Source organism: Azospirillum thermophilum (assembly GCF_003130795.1).
Taxonomy (GTDB): domain Bacteria; phylum Pseudomonadota; class Alphaproteobacteria; order Azospirillales; family Azospirillaceae; genus Azospirillum; species Azospirillum thermophilum.
In genome coordinates, this window is sequence record NZ_CP029354.1 from 319781 (window position 1) to 340748 (window position 20968).

The 20968-nt window shown below is 74.6% G+C and carries 6 protein-coding genes; all 6 read right to left on the bottom strand.

Translation table 11 applies throughout. The features are described 5' to 3' along the window. Positions 1-65 precede the first annotated feature (65 nt). The gene (locus tag DEW08_RS19720) at positions 66-1190 is read right to left on the bottom strand and encodes an alpha/beta fold hydrolase (protein ID WP_109330478.1); all 1125 of its coding nucleotides are present in this window, start codon (positions 1188-1190) and stop codon (positions 66-68) included. Further along, positions 1157-4288, bottom strand: a complete 3132-nt coding sequence (locus tag DEW08_RS19725; RefSeq protein WP_109330480.1) for a non-ribosomal peptide synthetase — start codon at positions 4286-4288, stop codon at positions 1157-1159. The genes DEW08_RS19720 and DEW08_RS19725 overlap by 34 nt, the downstream gene beginning before the upstream one ends. After that, positions 4281-9128 carry a type I polyketide synthase gene (locus tag DEW08_RS19730; RefSeq protein WP_109330482.1) on the bottom strand — a complete coding sequence of 1616 codons (4848 nt, stop codon included), beginning with the start codon at positions 9126-9128 and terminating at the stop codon, positions 4281-4283. The genes DEW08_RS19725 and DEW08_RS19730 overlap by 8 nt, the downstream gene beginning before the upstream one ends. Continuing rightward, on the bottom strand, positions 9128-13462 hold the full coding sequence (locus DEW08_RS19735; protein WP_109330483.1) for a non-ribosomal peptide synthetase: 4335 nt from the start codon (positions 13460-13462) through the stop codon (positions 9128-9130). The genes DEW08_RS19730 and DEW08_RS19735 overlap by 1 nt, the downstream gene beginning before the upstream one ends. Positions 13463-13525: 63 nt before the next feature. Beyond that, complete coding sequence (locus DEW08_RS19740) at positions 13526-17032, bottom strand: non-ribosomal peptide synthetase (RefSeq protein WP_109330485.1); 3507 nt, start codon at positions 17030-17032, stop codon at positions 13526-13528. Positions 17033-17035: 3 nt separating this feature from the next. Further along, positions 17036-20929: an AMP-binding protein gene (locus tag DEW08_RS19745; RefSeq protein ID WP_146214732.1), complete on the bottom strand. Its 3894-nt coding sequence runs from the start codon at positions 20927-20929 to the stop codon at positions 17036-17038. Between the last annotated feature and the right edge of the window lie 39 nt (positions 20930-20968).

The following is a 20968-nucleotide window of genomic DNA, read 5'->3' on the forward strand; positions in this document are numbered from 1 at the left end:
GACGGCCGCTCCAGCCTGTGAACCGGGGGCGGCGTCCGGGGTTCCGGCCGCCGCAGACCGCCGCGTCACCCGGCGGCCGGCTCCCCCGGTACCCGATCCAGCGCCGCGTCCAGCACCGGGCGGAGCGCGGCGGCCAGGGCAGGGGCATGCCGGTCGGCCATCATGGTGACGTGGTCGCCCGGCACCCAATGGACCTGCACCCCGGCGGCGACGGCCCCCCAGCCGAGATCCTCCCGGCCCTGATCCTCGGGCGACCCGCCGCGGGTCAGGGAGGTGTCGGTGGCGCGGAACAGCGTGACGGGAACCGGACAGGGGGCGGGACCGGGGGCGGCGAGATAGGCGGCGCGCGCCTCGCGGTGGGCCTGCCCGACCGCCAGCAGGTTGCGGACGAGCTCCTCCCCGCCGCCGAAGGCGCTGCCGCCGGCGCGGCGGAAGGCCTCCGACACATGGGCGACCTGCTCGTCCACCGGCAGGGCGGCGAGCTCCTCGGCGCGGACCTCCACCTCGTGGCCGGTGTAGCGGCTGTAGATCGCCGCGGCATCGGCGAGGGCCGCGGCGGTGGCGGCGCCATCCGGCCGGCCGGCGGCCTCCTCCTCCCGGCGGGCGAGCACGCTGTCGAACAGGGCGAGCAGGGCGACGGTCTGACCGGCGGCGGTGAGCTGGCGCGCCATCTCGAAGGCGATGAGGCCGCCGAAGCTGTGGCCACCCAACAGATAGGGACCGTCCGGCTGCAGGGCGCGCAGCCGGGCGACATAGTCGGCCGCCATGGCCGGCAGGTCGCGGTGCGGCGGCTCCCGCCCGTCGAGGCCGCGGGCCTGGACGGCGTGGACCGGCAGAGCGGGGGCGAGCGTGCGGACCAGCGGGATGTAGTTGAGGATCGTGCCGCCGCCGGTATGGACCAGGAACAGCACCCGGGGCCCCGGCGCCGACCACAGCCGGACGACGGGGGAGGGGGCGGTCTCCTGCCGGCGGACGACGCTGGCGAGATGTTCGACGGTCGGCCCTTCGAACAGGGCGGAGAGCGGCACCTTGCGGCCGGTCACCTGCTCGATCCGCATCAGCAGCCGCAGCGACAGCAGCGAGTGGCCGCCGAGGTCGAAGAAGCTGTCGGTGACGCCGACCGGGCGGCCGTTCAGCAGTTCCTGCCAGATCTGGGCTATCTGCAGCTCCACCGGGTCGCGCGGCGGCACCGGGCCGTCCTCGCGCCCGCCGTCGCCGGCGCCGGGCGGGGGAGTTTCGCGCGGTCGAGCTTCTGGTTGGCGGTCAGCGGCAGCCGGTCGAGGAAGACGACGGCCGTGGGGATCATCGCCGCCGGCAGGCGGGGCCGCAGGAACTCGCGCAGCCGCTTGGCGCTGCGCCCCGTCTCCTTGCGCGGCACGACATAGGCGACGAGCCGCAGGTCGCCCGGCCGGTCCTCCCGCGCGACGACGGCGCAGGCGGCGACCTCCGGGCAGTCCTTCAGGCAGGCGGCGACCTCCATCGGCTCCACCCGGACGCCGCGGATCTTCACCTGATGGTCCATGCGGCCGAGGAATTCCAGCAGCCCGTCCGCCCCCAGCACGCCGCGGTCGCCGGTCAGGTAGACGAGGTCGTCCGGATCGCCGGTCAGCGGGTTGGGGACGAAGCGCTTCGCCGTCTCCTCCGGCGCGTTCAGGTAGCCCAGGCTGCGGAAGGGGGTGCGGATGGCGATCTCCCCCGGCTCCCCGATGCCGCAGAGGCGGCGGTCGGGGGTGAGCACCAGCGCCTGGGTCTGCGGCAGCGGCGTGCCGAGCGGCTGGACGCCGGCCCGCGGGACCGCGGGCACCCGGTGGAAGAACTTGGCGAGCGTCGTCTCGGTCGGGCCGTAGAGGTTGACGATCTCCCCGGCCTCGGGAAAGGCGGCGCGCCAGCGTTCGACGAGGCCCGCGGCCAGCGGCTCGCCGGCGAAGAAGGCGCGGCGCAGCGCGGCGAGGGTGACGCCGGCCGGCGGGTCGGCCAGCCAGCTTTCCACGACCGAGGGGACGGTGTGGATCAGGGTGATGCGCTGCGCCTCCAGCCATTCGGGGGTGCGGCCGCTGGCCAGCGCCTCCTCCTCGCGCGGCAGGACCAGCTCGGCGCCGGAGGTCAGCGGCAGGAAGACGTCGCGCAGCACCACGTCGAAGGACAGGCCGGTCAACTGGGCGCAGCGGTCGCCGGGGCCGACGCCGAAGGTGGCGCGCTGCCAGGACAGGAAATGGGAGAGGCCGCCGTGGGTGCCGCGCACGCCCTTGGGCACGCCGGTGCTGCCGGAAGTGAAGAAGAGATAGGCGGGATCGGCGGTTCCGGCGGCCGGTTCCGGCGGGGGCGGGGCGGCATCGGGGGCGGTGGCGGCGGCAGGGGACGGGGCGTCCACCGTGCCGTCCGCGCCGACCGGGATGCGCGTCAGGCCCGGCTGCTCCGCCGGCCAGCCGCCGGGCCCGTCCGGCTCCAGCAGCAGGCGGGCGCCGGCCTGCTCCAGCATCGCCCGCTGGCGCTGCTCCGGCAGGTCGAGGCTGAGCGTCAGCAGGACGCCGCCCGCCCGCAGCACGCCGGCCATGGCGACGATGAAGCCCGGGCAGCGCGGCCCCCGCACCGCCACCGCCTCGCCGGGCGCCAGCCCCTCGGCCAGCAGCCGGCGGGCGACCGCCGCGATCCGGTCGTTCATCGCGGCGTAGGAGAGGGTGAGGCCGCCCTGGGTCAGGGCCGGGGCGTCGGGGGTGCGCTCCGCCCAGCCGGCGATCAGGCCGGCGACCGGTTGCTGGGCCGGCCGGTCGAGCGGGGCCGCCGGGTCGGGCAGGGCGGCGGCCGGCACCGCGAGGTCGAAGCGGGACAGCGCCCGGCCGGGATCGGCCGCCGCCTGGACCAGCAGGGCTTCGAGCTGCTCCAGCAGCAGGGCGACGCGCTCGGGCGAATAGCGGGCGCGCTGGTACTGCAGCTTCAGCTCCAGCCGGCCGTCCCATTCCGTGACGTAGAGCGTCATGGAGAATTCGGAGCGCATGGGGGCCGGCGCCTCGAAGGCGGCGCGCAGGTCCGGCAGTTCCAGCACGCGGGCCGGGGCGGGGGTGAAGTTGAAGAAGATCTCGAACAGCGGATGGCTGGAGGCGCTGCGCTCGGGGTCGAGCTCCTGCACCACCCGCTCGAACGGCACCTCGTGGTGCTCCAGCCCGTCGAGGAAACTGCTGCGCACCCGCGCCATCGCCTCGCGGAAGGGCAGGTCGGCGGGCAGCCGGGCGCGCAGGGCCAGCGTGTTGAGGAACAGGCCGATCAGCGCCTCCGTCTCCACCCGGATGCGGCCGCTGACCGGGGTGCCGAGCAGGATGTCGTCGCGGCCCGACAGGCGGGCGAGCAGCGTCATGAAGCCGGTCAGCAGCGTGACGTAGAGGGTGCAGTCCTCGCGCCGGCTGAACTCGTCGAGGGCGGCCTTCAGCTCCCGCCCGATCACCCGTTCGCAGGCGGCGCCGGACAGGTCGCGCTCCGCCGCGCCGTCGCCGTGGAGCAGCCGGTCGGGCGCCAGCTCCAGCACGGGCGGCGGATCGGCGAGCTGGCGGCGCCAGTAGGCGAGGCCGCGGTCGAGCAGCCCGTCGCGCAGCCGCTCGCGCTGCCAGCCGGCGAAGTCCGGGTACTGGATGGGCAGCTCCGGCAGGCCGGGCTCGCGGCCGGTGGCGAAGGCGGTGTAGTGGCGCGCGATCTCCTCCAGCAGCACGCCGATGGACCAGCCGTCCGACACGATGTGGTGCATGGAGAAAATGAGGAAATGCTCCTCCTCCGCCAGCCGGACCAGCGTGACGCGCAGCAGCCGGTCGCGGGCGAGGTCGAAGCCGCGCCGCGTCTCCTCGTCGTAGAGGTCGCGGCAGGCGGCCTCGCGCGCCTCGGCGGCATGGTGGGACAGGTCGACCCGCGCGATGGGCAGCGGGGCGGGCGGCGCGATCACCTGCACCGGCTTGCCGGCCGGCGCCTGGAAGGTGGCGCGCAGCGCCGCATGGCGGCGGACGACGGCGTCGAAGCTGTGGTGCAGGGCGGGGATCGACAGGCTGCCGGTCAGCCGCAGGGCGCCGGTGATGATGAAGGCGGGGTCGCCGGGGGCCAGCCGGTCGAGGAACCACTGGCGTTCCTGCGCGAAGGACAGCGGCGCCTCCGCCGGCCCGGCCGCGGCGGCGGGAGCGGCGCTGCCGTCGCGCGGGGCAAGCGTGGCGGCGGCGCGGCCCGGCCGGTCGGCCTGCGCCAGGCGGCGCAGCAGCAGGTCGCGCTGGGCGGGGGAGAGTTCCTTGATGCGCGAGAGGGTGTCACTCATGCTCAGCGGCCATCGCCTCGGGTTCGGTGTGGGTGGACTCGGCGGGGGTGGACTCGGTGGGCGGAGATTCGGTGGGCGGGGACTGGGCCTCCTCGGCCAGCAGCCGGTCGAGCTCCTCGGGGGACAGGCCGCCCAGCTCGTCCAGCATGGCGGCCAGCGCGTCGGGATCGGCCTCCGCCGCCTGGGCGCCGACGATGGCGGTGGCAAGCTCCGCGATGGTCGGGGCCTGCAGCAGGGTCGCCAGCGACAGCTCCACATGCAGGCGCGAGGAGATGCGGGCGTTGAGCTGCGTCGCCAGCAGCGAATGGCCGCCCAGCTCGAAGAAGTTGTCGTGGATGCCGATGGGGGCGATGGTGAACAGCTCCGTCCAGATCGCCGCCAGCGTCCGTTCCAGATCGCTGCGGGGCTCGGCATAGCCGCTGCGCAGCTCCGGCCGCTGGTGGAGCGGCGCGGGGTCGCCGTCCGTCTTCCCGGCGTCGTCGCGGGCCACCCACTGGCGCAGGCGGCCGTGCAGGTCGCCGGAGGACACCACCACCTGTCCCAGGTCGCCTTGCATCAGGATGCGGTCGAGCGCGTCGGCTCCCTCCTCCGGCTCCATGGTGAAGGCGTTGACGGTGGCGCCGAGCCCGGCGATGGAGGGGCGGACGTCGGCCAGCTTCCAGCTGTCCCAGTCGATGCTGGTCCAGCGCAGGCCGCCGTCGCGGCTGCGCCGCCGGGCGAAGGCGTCGAGGAACAGGTTGCCGGCGCTGTAGGCCGCGAAGCCCAATCCGCCGAGCACCGCGGCCAGCGAGGACATCAGGACGCAGAAGTCCAGCGGCCGGCCGGCCAGCAGGTCGTCCAGCACGAGCAGCCCGTGGACCTTGGCGCGGAACTGTGCTTCGCAGTCGGCGGTGCCGGCCCGGGTGATTTCGCGGAAGGCCTCCACCCCCACGGCGCCGGCGCCATGGATGACGCCGTGGAGCGGGCCGAAGCGATCCTCCGCCAGGGCCAGCGCATGGGCCATCGCCGTGCGGTCGGCGACGTCGGCGGCAACGACCAGCACCTCGGCCCCCAGCGATTCGAGCTCCAGCACCTGCCGGACGCGGGAGGCGGCGCGCCCGTCGCGGGCGGGGTCGGCGAGCAGGCGGGGCCACTCCGCCCGGTCGGGCAGCGGCGTGCGGCCGACCAGCACGAGGCGGGCCTGCACCGTCTTCGCCAGGTGGCGGGCCAGCACCAGCCCGACGCCGCCCAGGCCGCCGGTCAGCAGATAGACCCCGCGCTCGCGCAGCGGCGTCCTCGCCGGCGGCGGCAGCGCCACCGGCTCATAGTCCTGCACCCAGCGCCGGCCGCGGCGCAGCGCGACGGCGGGGCCGGCGGGTTTCGCCATCAGCTCGGTCATCAGGCGGTCCGCCAGGGCGCCGCGGTCGGCGGGCAGCCCGTCGAGGTCGATGCAGCGGCAGACGACGCCCGGCCGCTCCTGCGGCGCCACCAGGATGGGGGCGAGCAGGGTCGCCTTCTCCGCCGCCAGCGGCTCGCCGCCGGTGACGTCGAACAGGCCGTCGGTGACGAGGTCCAGGCGGACGGTGCCTTCCGGATCCTCGGTCCACAGGGCGCGGAACAGCCGCATCAGGCTGTAGAAGCCGACCTCCTGCGCCTGCCGGAACCGCCCGCCGTCGGGCAGGGCGCCGTCCGTTCCGGTGAGCGACCAGAGATGGACGATGCGCGCGGGCAGGCGCCCGGCCTCGCGCAGGCTGCGGGCCAGCGCGCGGTACTCCTCCTCCCGCCGCGGGTCGAGCGTCGCCGCCTCCCCCGTCCAGGCGAAGGCGTCGCCGGGGCTGACGGTGGTGACCCTGACCCCCTGCATGGCGAGGCGGGAGGCCAGCACGTCGCCAGCGCCGAAGCCGTCGCGCAGGACCAGCCAGTCTTCCACTGTCCCCGCCGCCACTTCCTGCGCCGGTGCGGGAAGCGCCACGGCGGGCTTCCAGTAGGGCAGGTAGAACCACTCCTCCACCCGGGCGCGGCGGCGGGCGGGGCCGTCCTCCTCGCGGCCGGCGGCCGGCGGCTCGATCCAGTGGCGGCGGCGCTCGAAGGGGTAGGTCGGCAGGGGTACGCGCCGTTCGCCGCCGCGGACCAGCAGCCGCGCCGGGTCCATCGGCGCCCCGGCGAGCCAGAGCTGGCCGACGGCGCGCAGCAGGACGGCCAACTCCGACTGCTCGGCATAGGCCCAGCGCATCGCCGGGATGATGGGGTTGCGTCGGTCGCGCAGCCGTGCCCGCTCCGCCATCGCGTGGGAGGTGAGGGACTGGCCCGGCCCGACCTCCAGCAGGATGCGGCGGGGATCGTCGAGCAGGCTGGCGAGCCCGTCGCGGAAGCGCACGGTGCGGCAGAGATGCTGCGCCCAATAGCCGGGGTCGGTCGCCTCGTCGTCGGTGATCCAGCGCCCGGTGACGCAGGAGACGTAGGGGATGCGCGGCGGCCGCAGCGTCACCCGCGCCAGCACGGCGCGCAGGTCGGCGACGATCACTTCCAGCATGGCGGAGTGGTAGGCGTGGGTGCTGCGTAGCCGCTGGCAGCTCACCCCCTCGGCGGCAAGGGCCGATTCCAGGGCGGCGATGCCCGTCTCCTCGCCCGACAGGACGGTCAGGCGGGGACCGTTGACGGCGCCGACCGACACCCCGGCGGGCAGGCGGGGGCGTAGCTCCTCCTCCGGCAGGGGGACGGCCAGCATGGCGCCGCGGGCGACGCGGCTCTCGATCAGCCGGGCGCGGGCCGAGACGACGGCGAGCGCGTCGGCAAGCTCGACCACCCCGGCCACGCAGGCGGCGACGAACTCGCCGATGCTGTAGCCGATCAGGCTGTCCGGCTCGACCCCCCAGCTCCGCAGCAGCTGGGCGAGGGCGTATTCCACCACGAAGATGCCGGGCTGGCCCTGCCGGGGCAGGTCGGCGGCCTGGGCGTCGATCCGGGCTCCGGACTGGGCGTCGGCCTGGGCGTTGGCCGGGGCGTCGGTTGCGGCCGGCGGCCTGCGGCGGGCGAGCATGGCGCGCAGGTCGATCTTTCCGCCCTCGGCGGACAGCGGGGCGGCGGGACCGGCCACCGGGTTGCGCCAGTCGCGCCCGGCGAACAGGAAGTCGCGGATGTCGCCGTCCTGATGGTCGCGCAGGATCTCCGCGCACTCGTCCACCGTGCGGCGGAACTGCGGCTCGGCGCAGTACAGCTCCCACCCCATGCCGGCGTAATGGTCGCCGAGGCCGGGGAACAGGAAGGCGACGCCCGGCCGCTCCGCCGGGGCGGCGCCCGCCGGGCAGCGCTGCGGGTCGCGGGCGCGCAGCAGCGCGGCGGCCTCCGCCGCGGTGCCGGCGACCAGGATGCGGCGGTGCTCGAACCCCCGCCGGCCGCGGCGCAGCGTGTGGGCGACGTCGCCGAGCGGCAGGGCGGGATCGCCCTCCAGCCGGTCGGCCAGCCGGTCGCAGGCGGCGTCGAGCGCCGCCGGGCTGCGGGCGGAGAGCAGCAGCAGCTCGAACGGGCGGGGCGGCGGGGCGGCCCGCGGCAGGGCCGGCGGCTCCTCCAGCACCACATGGGCGTTGGTGCCGCCGATCCCGAAGGAGCTGACGCCGGCCCGCATCGGCTCCGCCCGGTCGTAGGGGACGAGCGCCGTCGGCACGTAGAAGGGCGTGCGCTCCAGCCCGAGCTGCGGGTTGGGCGCGGTGAAGTGCAGGCTGGGCGGGATGGCGCGGTGACGCAGCGCCAGCACGGCCTTGATCAGCCCGGCGACGCCGGCCGCGGCGTCGACATGGCCGATGTTGCTCTTGACCGAGCCGATCGCGCAGGAGGCGGGGGTGGCGCAGCCGGCGAAGGCCTCCGCCAGCGCCGCCACCTCGATGGGGTCGCCGAGGCGGGTGCCGGCGGCGTGGGCCTCCAGCAGGGCCAGCGTGTCGGGCTCCACCCCGGCCATGGCCAGCGCCTCGGCGATCACCCGGGCCTGGCCGGCGACGCCGGGGGCGGTGTAGCCGACCTTGTCGCTGCCGTCGTTGTTGATGGCCGAGCCGCGGATCACCGCATGGATGACGTCGCCGTCGGCCACGGCGTCCTCCAGCCGCTTCAGCGTGACGACGCCGGCCCCGTCGCTCGACACCGTGCCGCGGGCCGCCGCGTCGAAGGGGCGGCAATGGCCGTCCGGCGACAGGATGCCGCCATCCTCGTAGCGGTAGCCGGAGACCAGCGGCAGGTGGATCGACACGCCGCCGGCCAGCGCCATGTCGCATTCGTGGGACAGCAGGCTCTGGCAGGCGAGGTGCACCGCGACCAGCGAGGTGGAGCAGGCGGTGCCGACGCTGACCGCCGGCCCCTTCAGGTCGAGCAGGTAGGCGGCGCGCGTCGCCAGGAAGGTCGGGTCGTTGCCGACGGCGAGCTGGAAGGTGCCGGCCGTCTCCACCAGCGACCGGTTCGGCCAGAGATGGCGCAGCAGATAGGTGCTGAGGATCGAGCCGGCGAAGACGCCGATGGCGCCGGGATGGCCCTTGGGATCGTAGCCGGCATCCTCCAGCGCCATCCAGGCGCATTCCAGGAAGACGCGGTGCTGCGGATCCATCAGCGCCGCCTCGCGCGGGCTGAAGCCGAAGAAGCCGGCGTCGAATCCATCGGCCTCGGCCAGCACGCCCTTGGCGGCGACGAAGCCCGGCTGGCCGGTCACGGCGGGGTCGAAGCCGGCGGCCTCCAGCTCCCCGGCGGTGAAGCGGGTGATCGCCTCCCCCCCGCTGCGCAGCAGGCGCCAGAAGGCGTCGGGGCTGTCGGCGCCGGGCAGGCGGCAGGCGAGGCCGACGACGGCGACGGCACCCGGCGGAAGATCCCGGTGCTCCATCAGGCGGCCCCGCTGCCGGCTGTGGTGCGGGCGCGGCGGCGGTCCAGCGCCTCCTGCCGGGCGGCGGCACGGGCGCGGCCGGCGTCGGGCTGCCGGGGCGCATCCTGGCTGCTGCCCTGAAGCTGGTGCAGCCGGGCGGCGAGGCTCTCGACGGTCGGGTACCTGAAGAGGTCGGTGACCTCCACCTGCACGCCGGTCTCGCGCTGCAGCCGGTCCTGCACCTCCAGCAGCAGCAGGGAATGGCCGCCCTGGTCGAAGAAGTTGGTCTGCAAGCCGATGCCCTGCAGCGACAGCACCTCCTGCCAGATGCGGGCGACGGCGGCCTCCGCGGCGCTGCGCGGCGGGGCGAGGGGCTCGTCGGCCGCCGGCTTGTGCCCGGCGGCGAGCCGGGCGAGCGCCCGGCGGTCGAGCTTGCCGCTGGCGGTCAGCGGCAGCCGGTCGAGCGTCAGCAGGGCCGAGGGCACCATCGCCCTGGGCAGCCGGTCGCGCAGCCGCGCCATCAGCCCGTCCGTCAGCGCCGGGGCGGCCGGTTCCACCAGCGGGATCTCGCCGTCATGGAAGAAGGCGTGGTGGAAGGGGTTGGCGCGGAAGACGCGGGCATGGTGGGGCGAGTCGTGGCGGAAGCCGGCCGGCTCGTGCCCGCGGCGGTGCAGCGTGCCCTCGACGTAATAGTCGGTGTGCAGCCGGTCCTCGCACAGGACGGCGCCGCAGGCCGCCGCGATGCGGTCGCCGGCGGCGACGCTGCGGCCGGGATGGAAGGCGGGGAAGAAGACCGGCAGCCAGCAATGCTCGTGGTCGAGGATGTCGATCAGCTCCCCGCCGCCGGTGTCGAGCGTCAGCCAGACCAGAAAGCCGTCGAACCGGCCGTCACGCGTCAGGGCGAACTCGCCCTCGTAGCGGTATTCGGGATCGACCGGGCCGCGGTAGTCGAAATCCTCGAAGGGCAGCGGCTCGGCCAGCAGGTGCGAGCGGTCGAGCCCGCGCACGCACAGGCGCAGGTCGAACGGATAGCCGATCTCCTCGAAGATCCGGTGGACATAGCGGCCGGCCAGCGGGCCGAAGCCCAGCCGCTGCCGGAGCGAGTCGGGAAGCTGCACCGGGGCGTAGAGGGTGGTGCTGCGCGGCGGGATCATCCGCGCATCCGGGGCGAGCAGCGGACGCACCCCGTTCATGATGACGGCGGAGCCCTCGCTGCCGCCGATGGCGCCGACGATCTCCGACACGCAGACCTCGGCGGGTTCCGGCAGGGTCACCTCGGTGGCGTCGCCGTGGATGACGGTGATGCGGTCCTCCAGCCCCAGCTCGCGGACGCGGGCGGTGGCGCGGTTGAAGCTGTCCTCCAGCTTCTCGATGGCATAGACCTTGCGGGCGCCGGCCTCGACGCAGAAGCGCGACAGCAGCGCCTCCGGCCCGGTGCCGACCTCCAGCACGACGCGGCCGGGCACCATGGCCGCCATGGCGGCGCGATAGGCGATGTTGCGCCGCTCGTCGCTGGTCATGGCGTGGTAGGCGAGCTCGTCATAGACGAAGAACTCGGCGATCGACGGCCACCATTCCTGGGGCTTGGCCGCCGGCCGGCCATGGTCGGGCACCACGAAGGCGACGAGGCTCGTGGCGTCGCCCTCGCCGACCGGCAGCACGGCGGCCTCGTAGACGGCGGGATCGGCGCGCAGCACGCCCTCCACCTCGCCGGGCTCGATGCGGATGCCGCGAATCTTGATCTGCTCGTCGAGGCGGCCGAGATACTCGATGCTGCCGTCCTCGCGGAAGCGGGCGAGGTCGCCGGTACGGTAGAGCCGCGCCCCCGGCTCCGCCGCGAAGGGATCGGGGATGAAGGCGGCGGCGGTCTGGCCCGGGCGGCCGGCATAGCCGCGCGACACGCCGGGTCCGCCGACATGCAGATGGCCGGGCACGCCGGCCGGCACCGGGTTCAGGTCGCCGTCCAGCAGATAGACGCGGCTGTCGCCGCTGGGGCGCCCGATCGGCGGCCTGGCGCCGTCCGGCTCCACCGCCGCGATGGTGGCGCAGACGGTCGTTTCGGTCGGGCCGTAGGCGTTGAGGAAGCGGCGCCCCGGCGCCCAGCGGGCGGCGAGGTCGGCCGGGCAGGGCTCCCCAGCCACGACCAGCGTGCGCAGGTCCGGCAGCTCGCCGTCCGGCAGGCGGGCGAGCACCGAGGGCGGCAGGGTCACCGTGTCGATCCGCCAGCGGGCGAGCAGCCGCAGCATCTCCGCCGAGGGCAGCAGCGCCTCGCGCGCGGCCAGGCAGAGGGTGGCGCCGGCCAGCAGGGCCGTGAAGATCTCCGACACCGAGGCGTCGAAGCTGAAGGAGGCGAACTGCAGCACGCGCCCGCCGGCGCGGATGCGGAAGGCGTCGACCTGCGCCTCGACCAGCAGGCGCAGCGACCGGTGGGTGACCAGCACGCCCTTGCGCCGCCCGGTGGATCCGGAGGTGTAGATCAGGTAGGCGGCATGCTCCGGCCCTGCCGTGCCGTCCGGCTCCTCCGGCAGATTCTCCGGCAGATCCTCGGCGGACTCTCCGGCCGCGGCCGACAGGCCTTCGTCCAGCGTCAGCAGGTGGGCGGCGGCGCAGCCGGCGAGCGTCGGGGCGAGGGCCGCGTCGGTCAGCACCACGGCGGCGGCGCAGTCGTCCACCAGCTCGTGCAGCAGGTCGCGCGGGAAGGCGGGGTCGAGCGGGACATAGGCGCCGCCGGCCTTCAGCACCGCCAGGACGGCGGCGAGGCGGGCCAGCGACGGCTCCATGGCGATGGCGACGCGGGATTCCGGCCCGACGCCCAGCGCCTTCAGCCGGCGGGCCAGCCGGTTGGCGGCGGCGTTCAGCCCGGCATAGGTCAGGCTGCGGTCGCCGCCCGTGCCGGCGAACAGCGCGGCCACGGCATCCGGGCTGTGCCGCACCCGCTCCTCGAACAAGCGGGAGACGGGCAGATCCGGCAGGCGGCAGGCGGGATCGACCCCGGCGGGATTGCGGCTCCAGTCGCCGAGCAGCAGCGCGCGCTCCTCCGGCGGCAGCGGGTCGAGCAGGCAGAGCGGCCGGTCGCCGCCGCGGCTCATGTCGGCCAGCAGTGCCCGCATGTGGCCGAGCAGCCGGCGCATCGCCGGGGTGGAGAAGCGCGACCGCTCGTAGCCGACGCCGAGACGGCCGGTCTCGCGGATCGTCAGCGTGACGGTCAGCGGAACGTTGGCGCGCTCCACGAAGTCGCCGGCGCCGACGGCGAGCCCGCCGCCCGCGATCCGCTGCCGGTGCGACGGGAAGTCCTCGAACACCAGCAGGCTGTCGAACAGCGGCGTGCCGCGCGGCACCTCGCACCAGCCCTGGATGTCGGCGAGCGGCGTGTGCTCGTGCCGGCGCGTCTCGGCCTGGGCCTGCTGCAGGTCGCGCAGCCAGCCGGCCAGCGTCGCCTCGGGTTCCAGCCGGGCGCGGACCGGCAGCGTGTTGATGAAGAGGCCGACCATGCCCTCGATGCCCGGCAGCTCCGGCGGCCGGCCGGCGACGGCGGTGCCGAACAGCAGGTCGTGCCGGCCGGAATAGCGGCCGAGCAGCACCGCCCAGGCACCCAGCACCAGCGTGTTGGGAGTGACGCCCATGGCGCGGGCGGCGTCGCGCAGCGCGGCGATCTCCGCCGCCGGCAGCTCGATGAACTCCAGCCCGTACTCCGCGCCGTCCGGCGGGTCGCCGGGGCCGAGGTCGATCGGCGTCGGCTCCTCGAAGCCGGCGAGCTGGGCGCGCCAGAAGCCCTCGACCTCCCCCTGGTCCTGGGCGCGCTGCCACGCGATGAAGTCCTTGTAGGGGCGCGGCGGCTCCAGGGCGGCGGGCGTGCCGCCGAGGCGGGCGGCATAGTCGGCCAGCAGCTCGCCCAGCAGGGTCGGCACCGACCAGGCGTCGAGGATGGCATGGTGCCAGGTCCAGACCAGCCGGTGGTCGGCGTCGCCGAGATGGACGAGCTTCAGCCGCATCAGCGGGGCGCGCGACAGCTCGAAGCCCTGGCGCCGCTCGGCGGCGCGCAGCTCGGCGAGGCCCTGCTCCTGGGCGGCGGCCGGGACGCCGCGCCAGTCCAGCACCTCCAGCGGCAGGCGCACGCGGGGGCCGACGACCTGCAGCGGCTCCGGCAGGCCCTTCCAGGCGAAGGCGGTGCGCAGGACGCCGTGGCGGGCCACCACCGTCTCCCAGGCGGCGCGGAAGGCCTCGCCGTCGAGCGGCCCCTCCAGCACGCAGGCGAGCTGCTCGACATAGACGTCGGAACCGGGGGCCGAGAGGCTGTGGAACAGCATGCCCTGCTGCATCGGCGACAGCGGATAGGCGTCGGGAGTCTCGCTCATGCTCTCTCGTCTTTCGATCCGGGGACGTCTTTTTCGGCAGGAGTCTGGAACGGGGCGGGCGCGTCAGTCGTCGAACCGCACCATGGCCACCGCCTGCTTCAGATGCTCGGCCGCGACCTGCAGGACGGTGTCGTCGAGCAGGTCGCGCGGCGGCGGCGGGGCGGCCGGGCCGCTCTGCGCCGCCTTGTCGGCGAGGGCGGCGACGGTGCGGTGCTGGAACAGGTCGTGCGGCTTCACCGCCAGCCCGGCCCGCTGGCAGCGGGCGGCGATCTGGATGCTGCGGATGGAATCGCCGCCGATGGCGAAGAAGTCCTCCGCCACGCCGACCCGCTCCAGCCCCAGCACCTCCGCCCAGATGGCGGCGATCGTCTCCTCCGCGGGGGTGCGCGGGGCGACGAAGCGCTCCTCGCCGGCCGCCTGCCAGTCGGGGGCGGGCAGCCGCTTCTGGTCCAGCTTGCCGTTGGCGGTCAGCGGCATGGCCGGCAGCACGACGAAGCAGGCGGGGATCATCGGCTGCGGCAGATGGCCGGCCAGGAAGCGGCGCAGTTCCTCCTCCTCCGGCTGCGGGCCGGAGAGGACGAGATAGGCGACCAGCCGCCGCTCGCCCGCGGGGTGCGGGCGGGCCTGGACGCTGGCCTGGGCGATGGCGGGATGGCGGCAGAGCGCCACCTCGATCTCGCCGGGCTCGATGCGCAGGCCGCGCAGCTTGATCATGTGGTCGACGCGGCCGAGGAAGTCGATCAGCCCGTCCGCCCGCCGCCGCGCCATGTCGCGCGTCTTGTAGAGCCGCGCCCCCGGCACCGGGCTGAAGGGGTCGGGGACGAAGCTGGCGGCGGTGCGCGCCGGATCGCCGCGATAGCCGCGCCCGACGCCGATTCCGCCGATGTAGAGCTCGCCCACCACCCCCGGCGGGACGGGGGACAGGCTGCGGTCCAGCACATGGGCGGTCATGTTGCGGATCGGGCTGCCGATGGTCACCACCGGCAGGACCGCGTCGGCCGGCAGCAGCCGCTCCATCCGGTAATGGCACTGGTCGTCCGAGCATTCGGTCGAGCCGTAGGTGTTCAGGACGGGGATCGACGGGTAGAGGTCGAACCAGCGGCGGCACAGCTCGGCCGGCAGCGCCTCGCCGGTCGGCACCATCCAGCGCAGCGCGCCGAGGTCCGGCGGGCCGCAGTCGTGGAGCTCCGCCTCCTCGATCACCGCGCGCATCATGGCGGGAACGATCTGCAACGCGGTGACGCCGCGCCTCGCCACCTCGGTGACCAGGGCGGCGGGATCCTCGGCCTGCTCGTCCGGGATGACGGCGACGCGGCCGCCGACCGCCAGCGGGGCGAGGCACTGCCACACCACCACGTCGAAGGACTGCGGCGCGTTCTGGGCGAGGCAGTCGCCGGGGCCGAACTCCAGGTCCTCCAGCTTGCCCAGCACATGGTTGACCATGCCGCGATGCTCGACCATCACGCCCTTGGGCTGGCCGGTCGAGCCGGAGGTGTACATGACGTAGGCGAGGTCCGCGCCGCCGGGAGAGGGCGGCAGCACGGCGGAGCCCAGGGCGGCGGCGTCCGCGGCGGCCAGCGCCTCGAAGGCCAGCACGCGCGGCCGGGTGCCGGCGGGGATGTCCTCCAGCGCGGTCTCCACCGCCGTCTTCAGCCCGGCACTGGTCAGCACCAGCGGCGCGCCGCTGGTCTCCAGCACGCGGGCGGTGCGCGGGAAGGGATGGCGGGGATCGACCGGCAGGAAGGCGCCGCCGGCCTTGGTGACGGCGAGGAGCGCGGTCACGAAGTCGATGCCGCGCGGCATCATCACCGCGACCAGCGTCTCCTTCGCCACCCTCTCGGCGGCCAGCGCGCGGGCAAGCCGCTCCACCCGGCGGGCAAGCTCGGCATAGGTGACGGACAGCTCACCGCAGTTCACCGCGACTGCGTCGCCGCGGACCGCCGCCTGCGCCTCGAACAGGGCGAGGATGGAGGGTTCGGGCGGCGGGGCCACCGTGGGGCCGCAGCCGCCGGCGATGGTGCGCGCCGCGTCCTCCGCGGTCAGCAGCGACAGCTCGTCCACCGGCCGGGCGGGGTCGGCGACGATCTGGCGCAGCAGCGTCTCGAAGCTGGCGGCCATGCGGTCGACGGTGTCCGGCTCGAACAGGTCGGCGGCGTATTTCCAGGCGCCGGCCAGCCGGCCGGCATCGTCCTTCTTCATCTCCAGGTTCAGGTCGAACTGGCCGTCCTGCTGGGCGAGCGGCCATGGCCGCAGCGCCAGGTCGGCGAAGGGCACCTCCGGCTCGTCGGGGGAGGACAGCAGGGTGCGCTGAAGCTCCTCGTAGCGATGGAACTTCTGGAGGACGAAGCTGGTCTGGAAGATCGGCGAGCGGCTGAGGTCGCGCGCCGGCTGCAGCCGGTCGACCAGCAGCGAGAAGGGCAGGTCGCCGTTGTTGAGCGCCCCGATGACCGTGCCGCGCACCTGGGCCAGCAGGTCGGTGAAGGCGGGATTGCCGGAAAGGTCGGCGCGCAGCGGCACCATGTTGATGAAGTCGCCGAACAGGTCCGGCAGGCCCGGCTGGCCGCGTCCGGCGGTCGGGCTGCCGACCACCAGATCGTCCTGGCCGCTGTAGCGGTGCAGCAGCACCATGTAGGCCGACAGCAGCACCATGTAGAGCGAGGCGTTGGCCGACTGCGCCAGCCCCTCCAGCGCCCGCACCAGCTCCGAGTCGATGCGCCGGGTGACGGTGGCGCCGCGGAAGCTCTGCATCGGCGGGCGCGGATGGTCGGCCGGCAGGTCGAGCACCGGCAGCTCCCCCGCCATGCGCTCCCGCCAGTAGAGCCACTGGCGCTCCGCCGTTTCGCCCTCCACCATCCGCCGTTCCCAGCGGACATAGTCCTCGTAGCCGAGCGACAGGGCGGGCAGCGACCAGGGCCGCCCGGCCGCCTCCGCCGCATAGACGGTGCGCAGCTCGTCCATCAGCACGATCAGCGACCACAGGTCGCCGACGATGTGGTGGACGGTCAGGCACAGCACATGCTCCTGCGGACCGCGGCGCCACAGGGTCACCCGCGCCGCGGCGGAGCGTTTCAGGTCGAAGGGGCGCTGCGCCTCCTCCCGCACGGCCTGCTCCAGGCGATCCCCGCTCCAGTCCGACGCGTCGATGGGGTCGAGGGAGAGGCGGTAGTACGCGACCGCCCGCTGCTCGGTGCGGCCGTTCTCCTCGCGGAACTCGCTGCGCAGGCAGGGGTGGCGGTCGTGCAGCGCCTGCAGGGCGCGGGTCAGCGCCGCCACGTCGAGGGGGCCGCGCACCCCCACCGGCAGCGCCATGCTGTAGGCGTGGCCCTGCGGCGCCAGCCGCCAGAGGAACCACAGCGCCTCCTGCCCGTGCGACAGCGGGAACCAGCCGCCGGTGCTGCCCATGCGGTTGCGCAGCAGGTCCTTCAGCCGCTGTTTCAGCGCCTCGCGCCCGCCGCCCATCGCCTGTTCCAGCAGGGCGGGATTCTGCAGGAGATGCTCCTTGAGGGCGGCCTTGGCGTCGTCCTTGGAGAAGCCCTTGGCCTCGCCCGGGGAGGAGGTGTCGCGGTCCATCGCTTACTCGGCGTCCGAATATTGCGCGACGAGGGAGGCCAGCTCCTCCTCCGACATCTCGTCGATCTGGGCGAGCAGCGACAGCTCGCTGCGCACCGCGTCGCCCGCCGGGGCCCTGCCGCTTCCGCCGGAGAGCGTGGCGAGGTGGGCGGCGAGGCCGCCGACCGTCGGATGGTCCCACACCAGCGTCGGGTTGAGGTCGGCCCCCAGCCACTGCTCCAGCGCACCGGTCAGCATCATGGCCGTCACCGAGTCCATGCCGAACTCGCTGAAGCGGTCGTCCTCGCCGATGGCGGCGGCGTCGCGCTGGAACTCGCCGGCGAGCCAGTCCTTCAGCCAGCCGGCGATCTCCTGCGCCCGGCCATCCGCCACGGCGGTGGCGGCACCTGCGGCGGCAGCGGCGGGAGCGGGTGCGGCCGGGGCGGCCGGCGCGTCGGGCACCGCCGGCGGGCCGAAGGGCGGCGGCGCGGCGCGGCGCATCAGCGGGTCGAGCGACAGCTCCTCCCCGGCCAGCGTCTGCTCGACGTCGCCGATGGTCTCCTCATAGCCGGCGACCAGCTCCTCCACCGCGCGGCTGTCGAGCAGCACGGTCTCCGCCGCGGTGGCCGACAGCGCCTTGGCGAGGCGGCGGTCGAAGCGGACGCGCGCCCACTCCTCCGCCCGGCGCAGCAGGGCGTCCGGCGTGCCGGCGGCGGCGAGAAGGCGTCCGCGGAAACGCACCGCAGCCAGCAGCAGGCCGTAGACGGCGACCTCGCCGGCCTGCAGATAGGCCCACTGCTTTACGGCCGACGGGTCGCCCAGCTTCGCGCCGGCCTGCTGGCAGCGCTCCCAGATGCGGGCGGCGGCGACCTGGATCTCGGCGGCCAGCACCGGCTCGCCCAGCTCGTCGGCGACGAAGCGGCGCAGCTCCTCCGGCGTGTGGATCAGGCGGGAGCCGATGTGCATGTTCATCGGCTCGGTCGGCCCCTCGAAGATGCGCAGCACGCGGGCGTCGCGGAAAATCTGCGGGGCGATGTTGGTCTCGATGTAGCCGCGGCCGGCCATCTGCTGCATCAGGTGGTCGGCGGCCCGCCAGGCATATTCCGGGCCGGCGCTCTTGCAGGCGCAGAACAGGTCGGGCGGGATCGGCAGGTTGCGGTCCAGCCGGTCGGCGACGGTGGAGACCAGCGCCTCGATGGCGGCGGCGGCGGCGGTCAGGTCGCTGATGCGCATCAGCGTCGCCGGGTTGTCGAGCAGACGGCCGGTGGCGATGACGCGACGGCCGCCGTGGCGGGCGGAGAGCTGCAGGCAGCGCTTGATGACGCCGAGGCTCATCGCCGCGACGGCGAAGCGGCCGAACTCCATGGTGTCGATGGCCGGCGTCATGCCGTCGCCGAGCCCGCCCAGCAGGTCGCCGCGGCCGACGCGCACGCCCTCCAGCCGCACCTCGCTCTGCACCATGGCGCGCAGGCCCATGGTCAGCGCCTCCGGGCCGACGCGCAGGCCGGGCGAGCCCTGGCGCAGCACGAAGCCGGTGACGCCCTCCTCGGTGCGCACGAAGGTGTTGATGACGCCGGCCCAGCCGGCCGAGCCGCTCCACAGCTTGGTGCCCCACAGCGTCCAGCCGCCCTGGCCGTCCGGCCGGCCGAGCGCCGACAGGTTGCGGACGTGCGAGCCGGCGTCGGCCTCCGTCATCGCGAAGGAGGCGAGCTGGCGGCCCGGCGCCAGGATGGGCAGCAGCTCCGCCTTCTTCTCGGCGGTGGCGTGGCGCAGGATCGGCCGCAGGCCGAGCGCGTTGTTGACGGCGCAGAAGGAGCCGATGGTGGTGTCGACGGCGGCGAGCTGCTGCAGCGCCACCGCCAGCTCGCGGTTGTCGAGCCCGAGCCCGCCATACTCCACCGGCGCCTGCAGGCCCAGCACGCCGCGATTGCCGAGGTCGAGCACGACATAGGGCGGGATGGAGCGCCGCTCGTCCATCAGGCGGGAGTTCAGCCGCTCCGCCCCGTAGCTGCGCAGCCAGCCGGCAAGGTCCTTCACCTTGTCCGTGAAGCCTTCCTTGCCCGGCACCCGCCGGTCCGCGGTGGCCGCCGCTGCTGTCGTCATGCTCTGCCTCTCGGTGCTGTCGGTTGAGGAGGGGGCCGCCGGGGTCGCGGCGGCGGGCTCCGGGGGTTGGGGCGGCGCCAGCGCGTCCTTCAGCTTCGGCGTCACCCAGCGGGCGACCTCGCGCAGGGCGCCGGCCAGCAGGTCGCGGCGGCAGGCGTGGCGCTGCTTCTTGCCGCTGTGGGTCTTGGGCAGGCCGCGCGGCTTCAGCAGGACGACTGCCGAGACCTCCAGGTCGTGGTTCTCCGACACGGTGCGCAGGATCGCCTTCACCAGCCGGTCGGGGTCGAGGCCGCGCAGCGCGCTGCGCCGGACCTCGTGGGCGATGACCAGCCGGGCCTCGCCCTGAAGCTCCACCGTGAAGGCGGCGCCGCCGCCCGGCTGAAGAGCGGGGTCGCAGCCCTCCACCGTCAGCTCCAGATCCTCCGCGCTGTGGTTGGCGCCGCGGATGATGATCAGGTCGTCCATGCGGCCCAGCACATAGACCTCGCCGTGGTGGATCGCGCCGAGGTCGCCGGTGCGCAGGAAGGGCCGGCCGCCATGGGCGGCGAGGCGGCCGGCGAACTTGCGGGCCGAGAGGTCCGGCCGCTTCCAGTAGCCACCGGCGACCGAGGGACCGGCGATCCAGATCTCGCCGAAGCGGCCGGGGGCGCAGGGCTCGCCGCTCAGCGGGTCGACGACGAGGATCGTCGCCTCCACGTCGGTGCCGCCGGAGGCGACCAGGCGGCGGCCGGGCTCGCCCTCGGCGACCGGCTCGAACACGCCGTCGGCCATGCGGTCGGGGCGCACGGTGCGGATGGTCGGCAGCTTGCCGGGGCCGCAGGCGGTCGCCACCAGCGTGCATTCGGCGAGCCCGTAGCCGGGGCACATGGCGGCGGCGGGGAAGCCCTGCGCCGCGAAGGAGGCGGTGAAGGCCTCCACCGTGTCGGCGCGCACCGGCTCCGCGCCGTTGATGCAGACCTGCAGGCTGGACAGGTCGAGCCCGGCGCGCTGCGCCTCGGGGATGTCGAGGCAGCTCTGATAGGCGAAGTTGGGGGCGCCGGTGTGGGTGATGCGGTGGCGGGTGATCGCCTCCAGCCAGCTCAGCGGCCGCTGGGCGAAGGCCACCGGCGTCATCAGGAAGGCGGCGCAGCCGACGAAGACCGGCTGGAGGCAGCCGAACACCAGCCCCAGATCGTGGTAGTGCGGCAGCCAGGAGAGTGTCCGGCTGTCCGGCCCGACGCCGAACTGGCGCGAGAAGTCGGCCGAGTTGGCCATGATGTGGCCGTGCCCGACCACCACGCCCTTGGGCGCGGCGGTGGAGCCGGAGGTGTATTGCAGATAGGCGACGTGCGCTGCCGCGGCCTGCGGATCGGTCCAGCCCGCGGCCTCCGCCGGATCGATCTCCTCCGGCACCAGCCAGCGGATGCCGGGAAGCTGCTCCGCCACCACGGGCCGCAGCTCCGCCGTCGTCAGGCCGAGCGTGGCGCCGGAGTCGGCGGCGACGCCCTTCAGGTGGGTCAGCGGGCGTTTCGGGTTGGGATAGCGCACCGGCACCGCGACGGCGCCGCCGTACAGGCAGCCGAAGAAGCTCGCCAGGAAGTCGAAGCCGGCGGGGAACACCAGCAGCACGGTTGACTCCGGCGCCCCTCCCGGCGCGGTGCCGACTCCCTCGCGCTGCAGACGCGCGGCGGTGGCGCGGGCGCGCAGGTCGAGATCGCCGTAGGAGAGGCAGGTTTCGCGGGCATCGGCGAGCGACAGGAAGCTGTAGGCGGTGCGCTGCGGCTCCGCCCCGGCGCGGGCGCGGAGCAGCGATACGATGGACGGCCAATTGCTCAAGGCAAACACCTTTGCAAGAAATGGCGAACACCGGTCGTT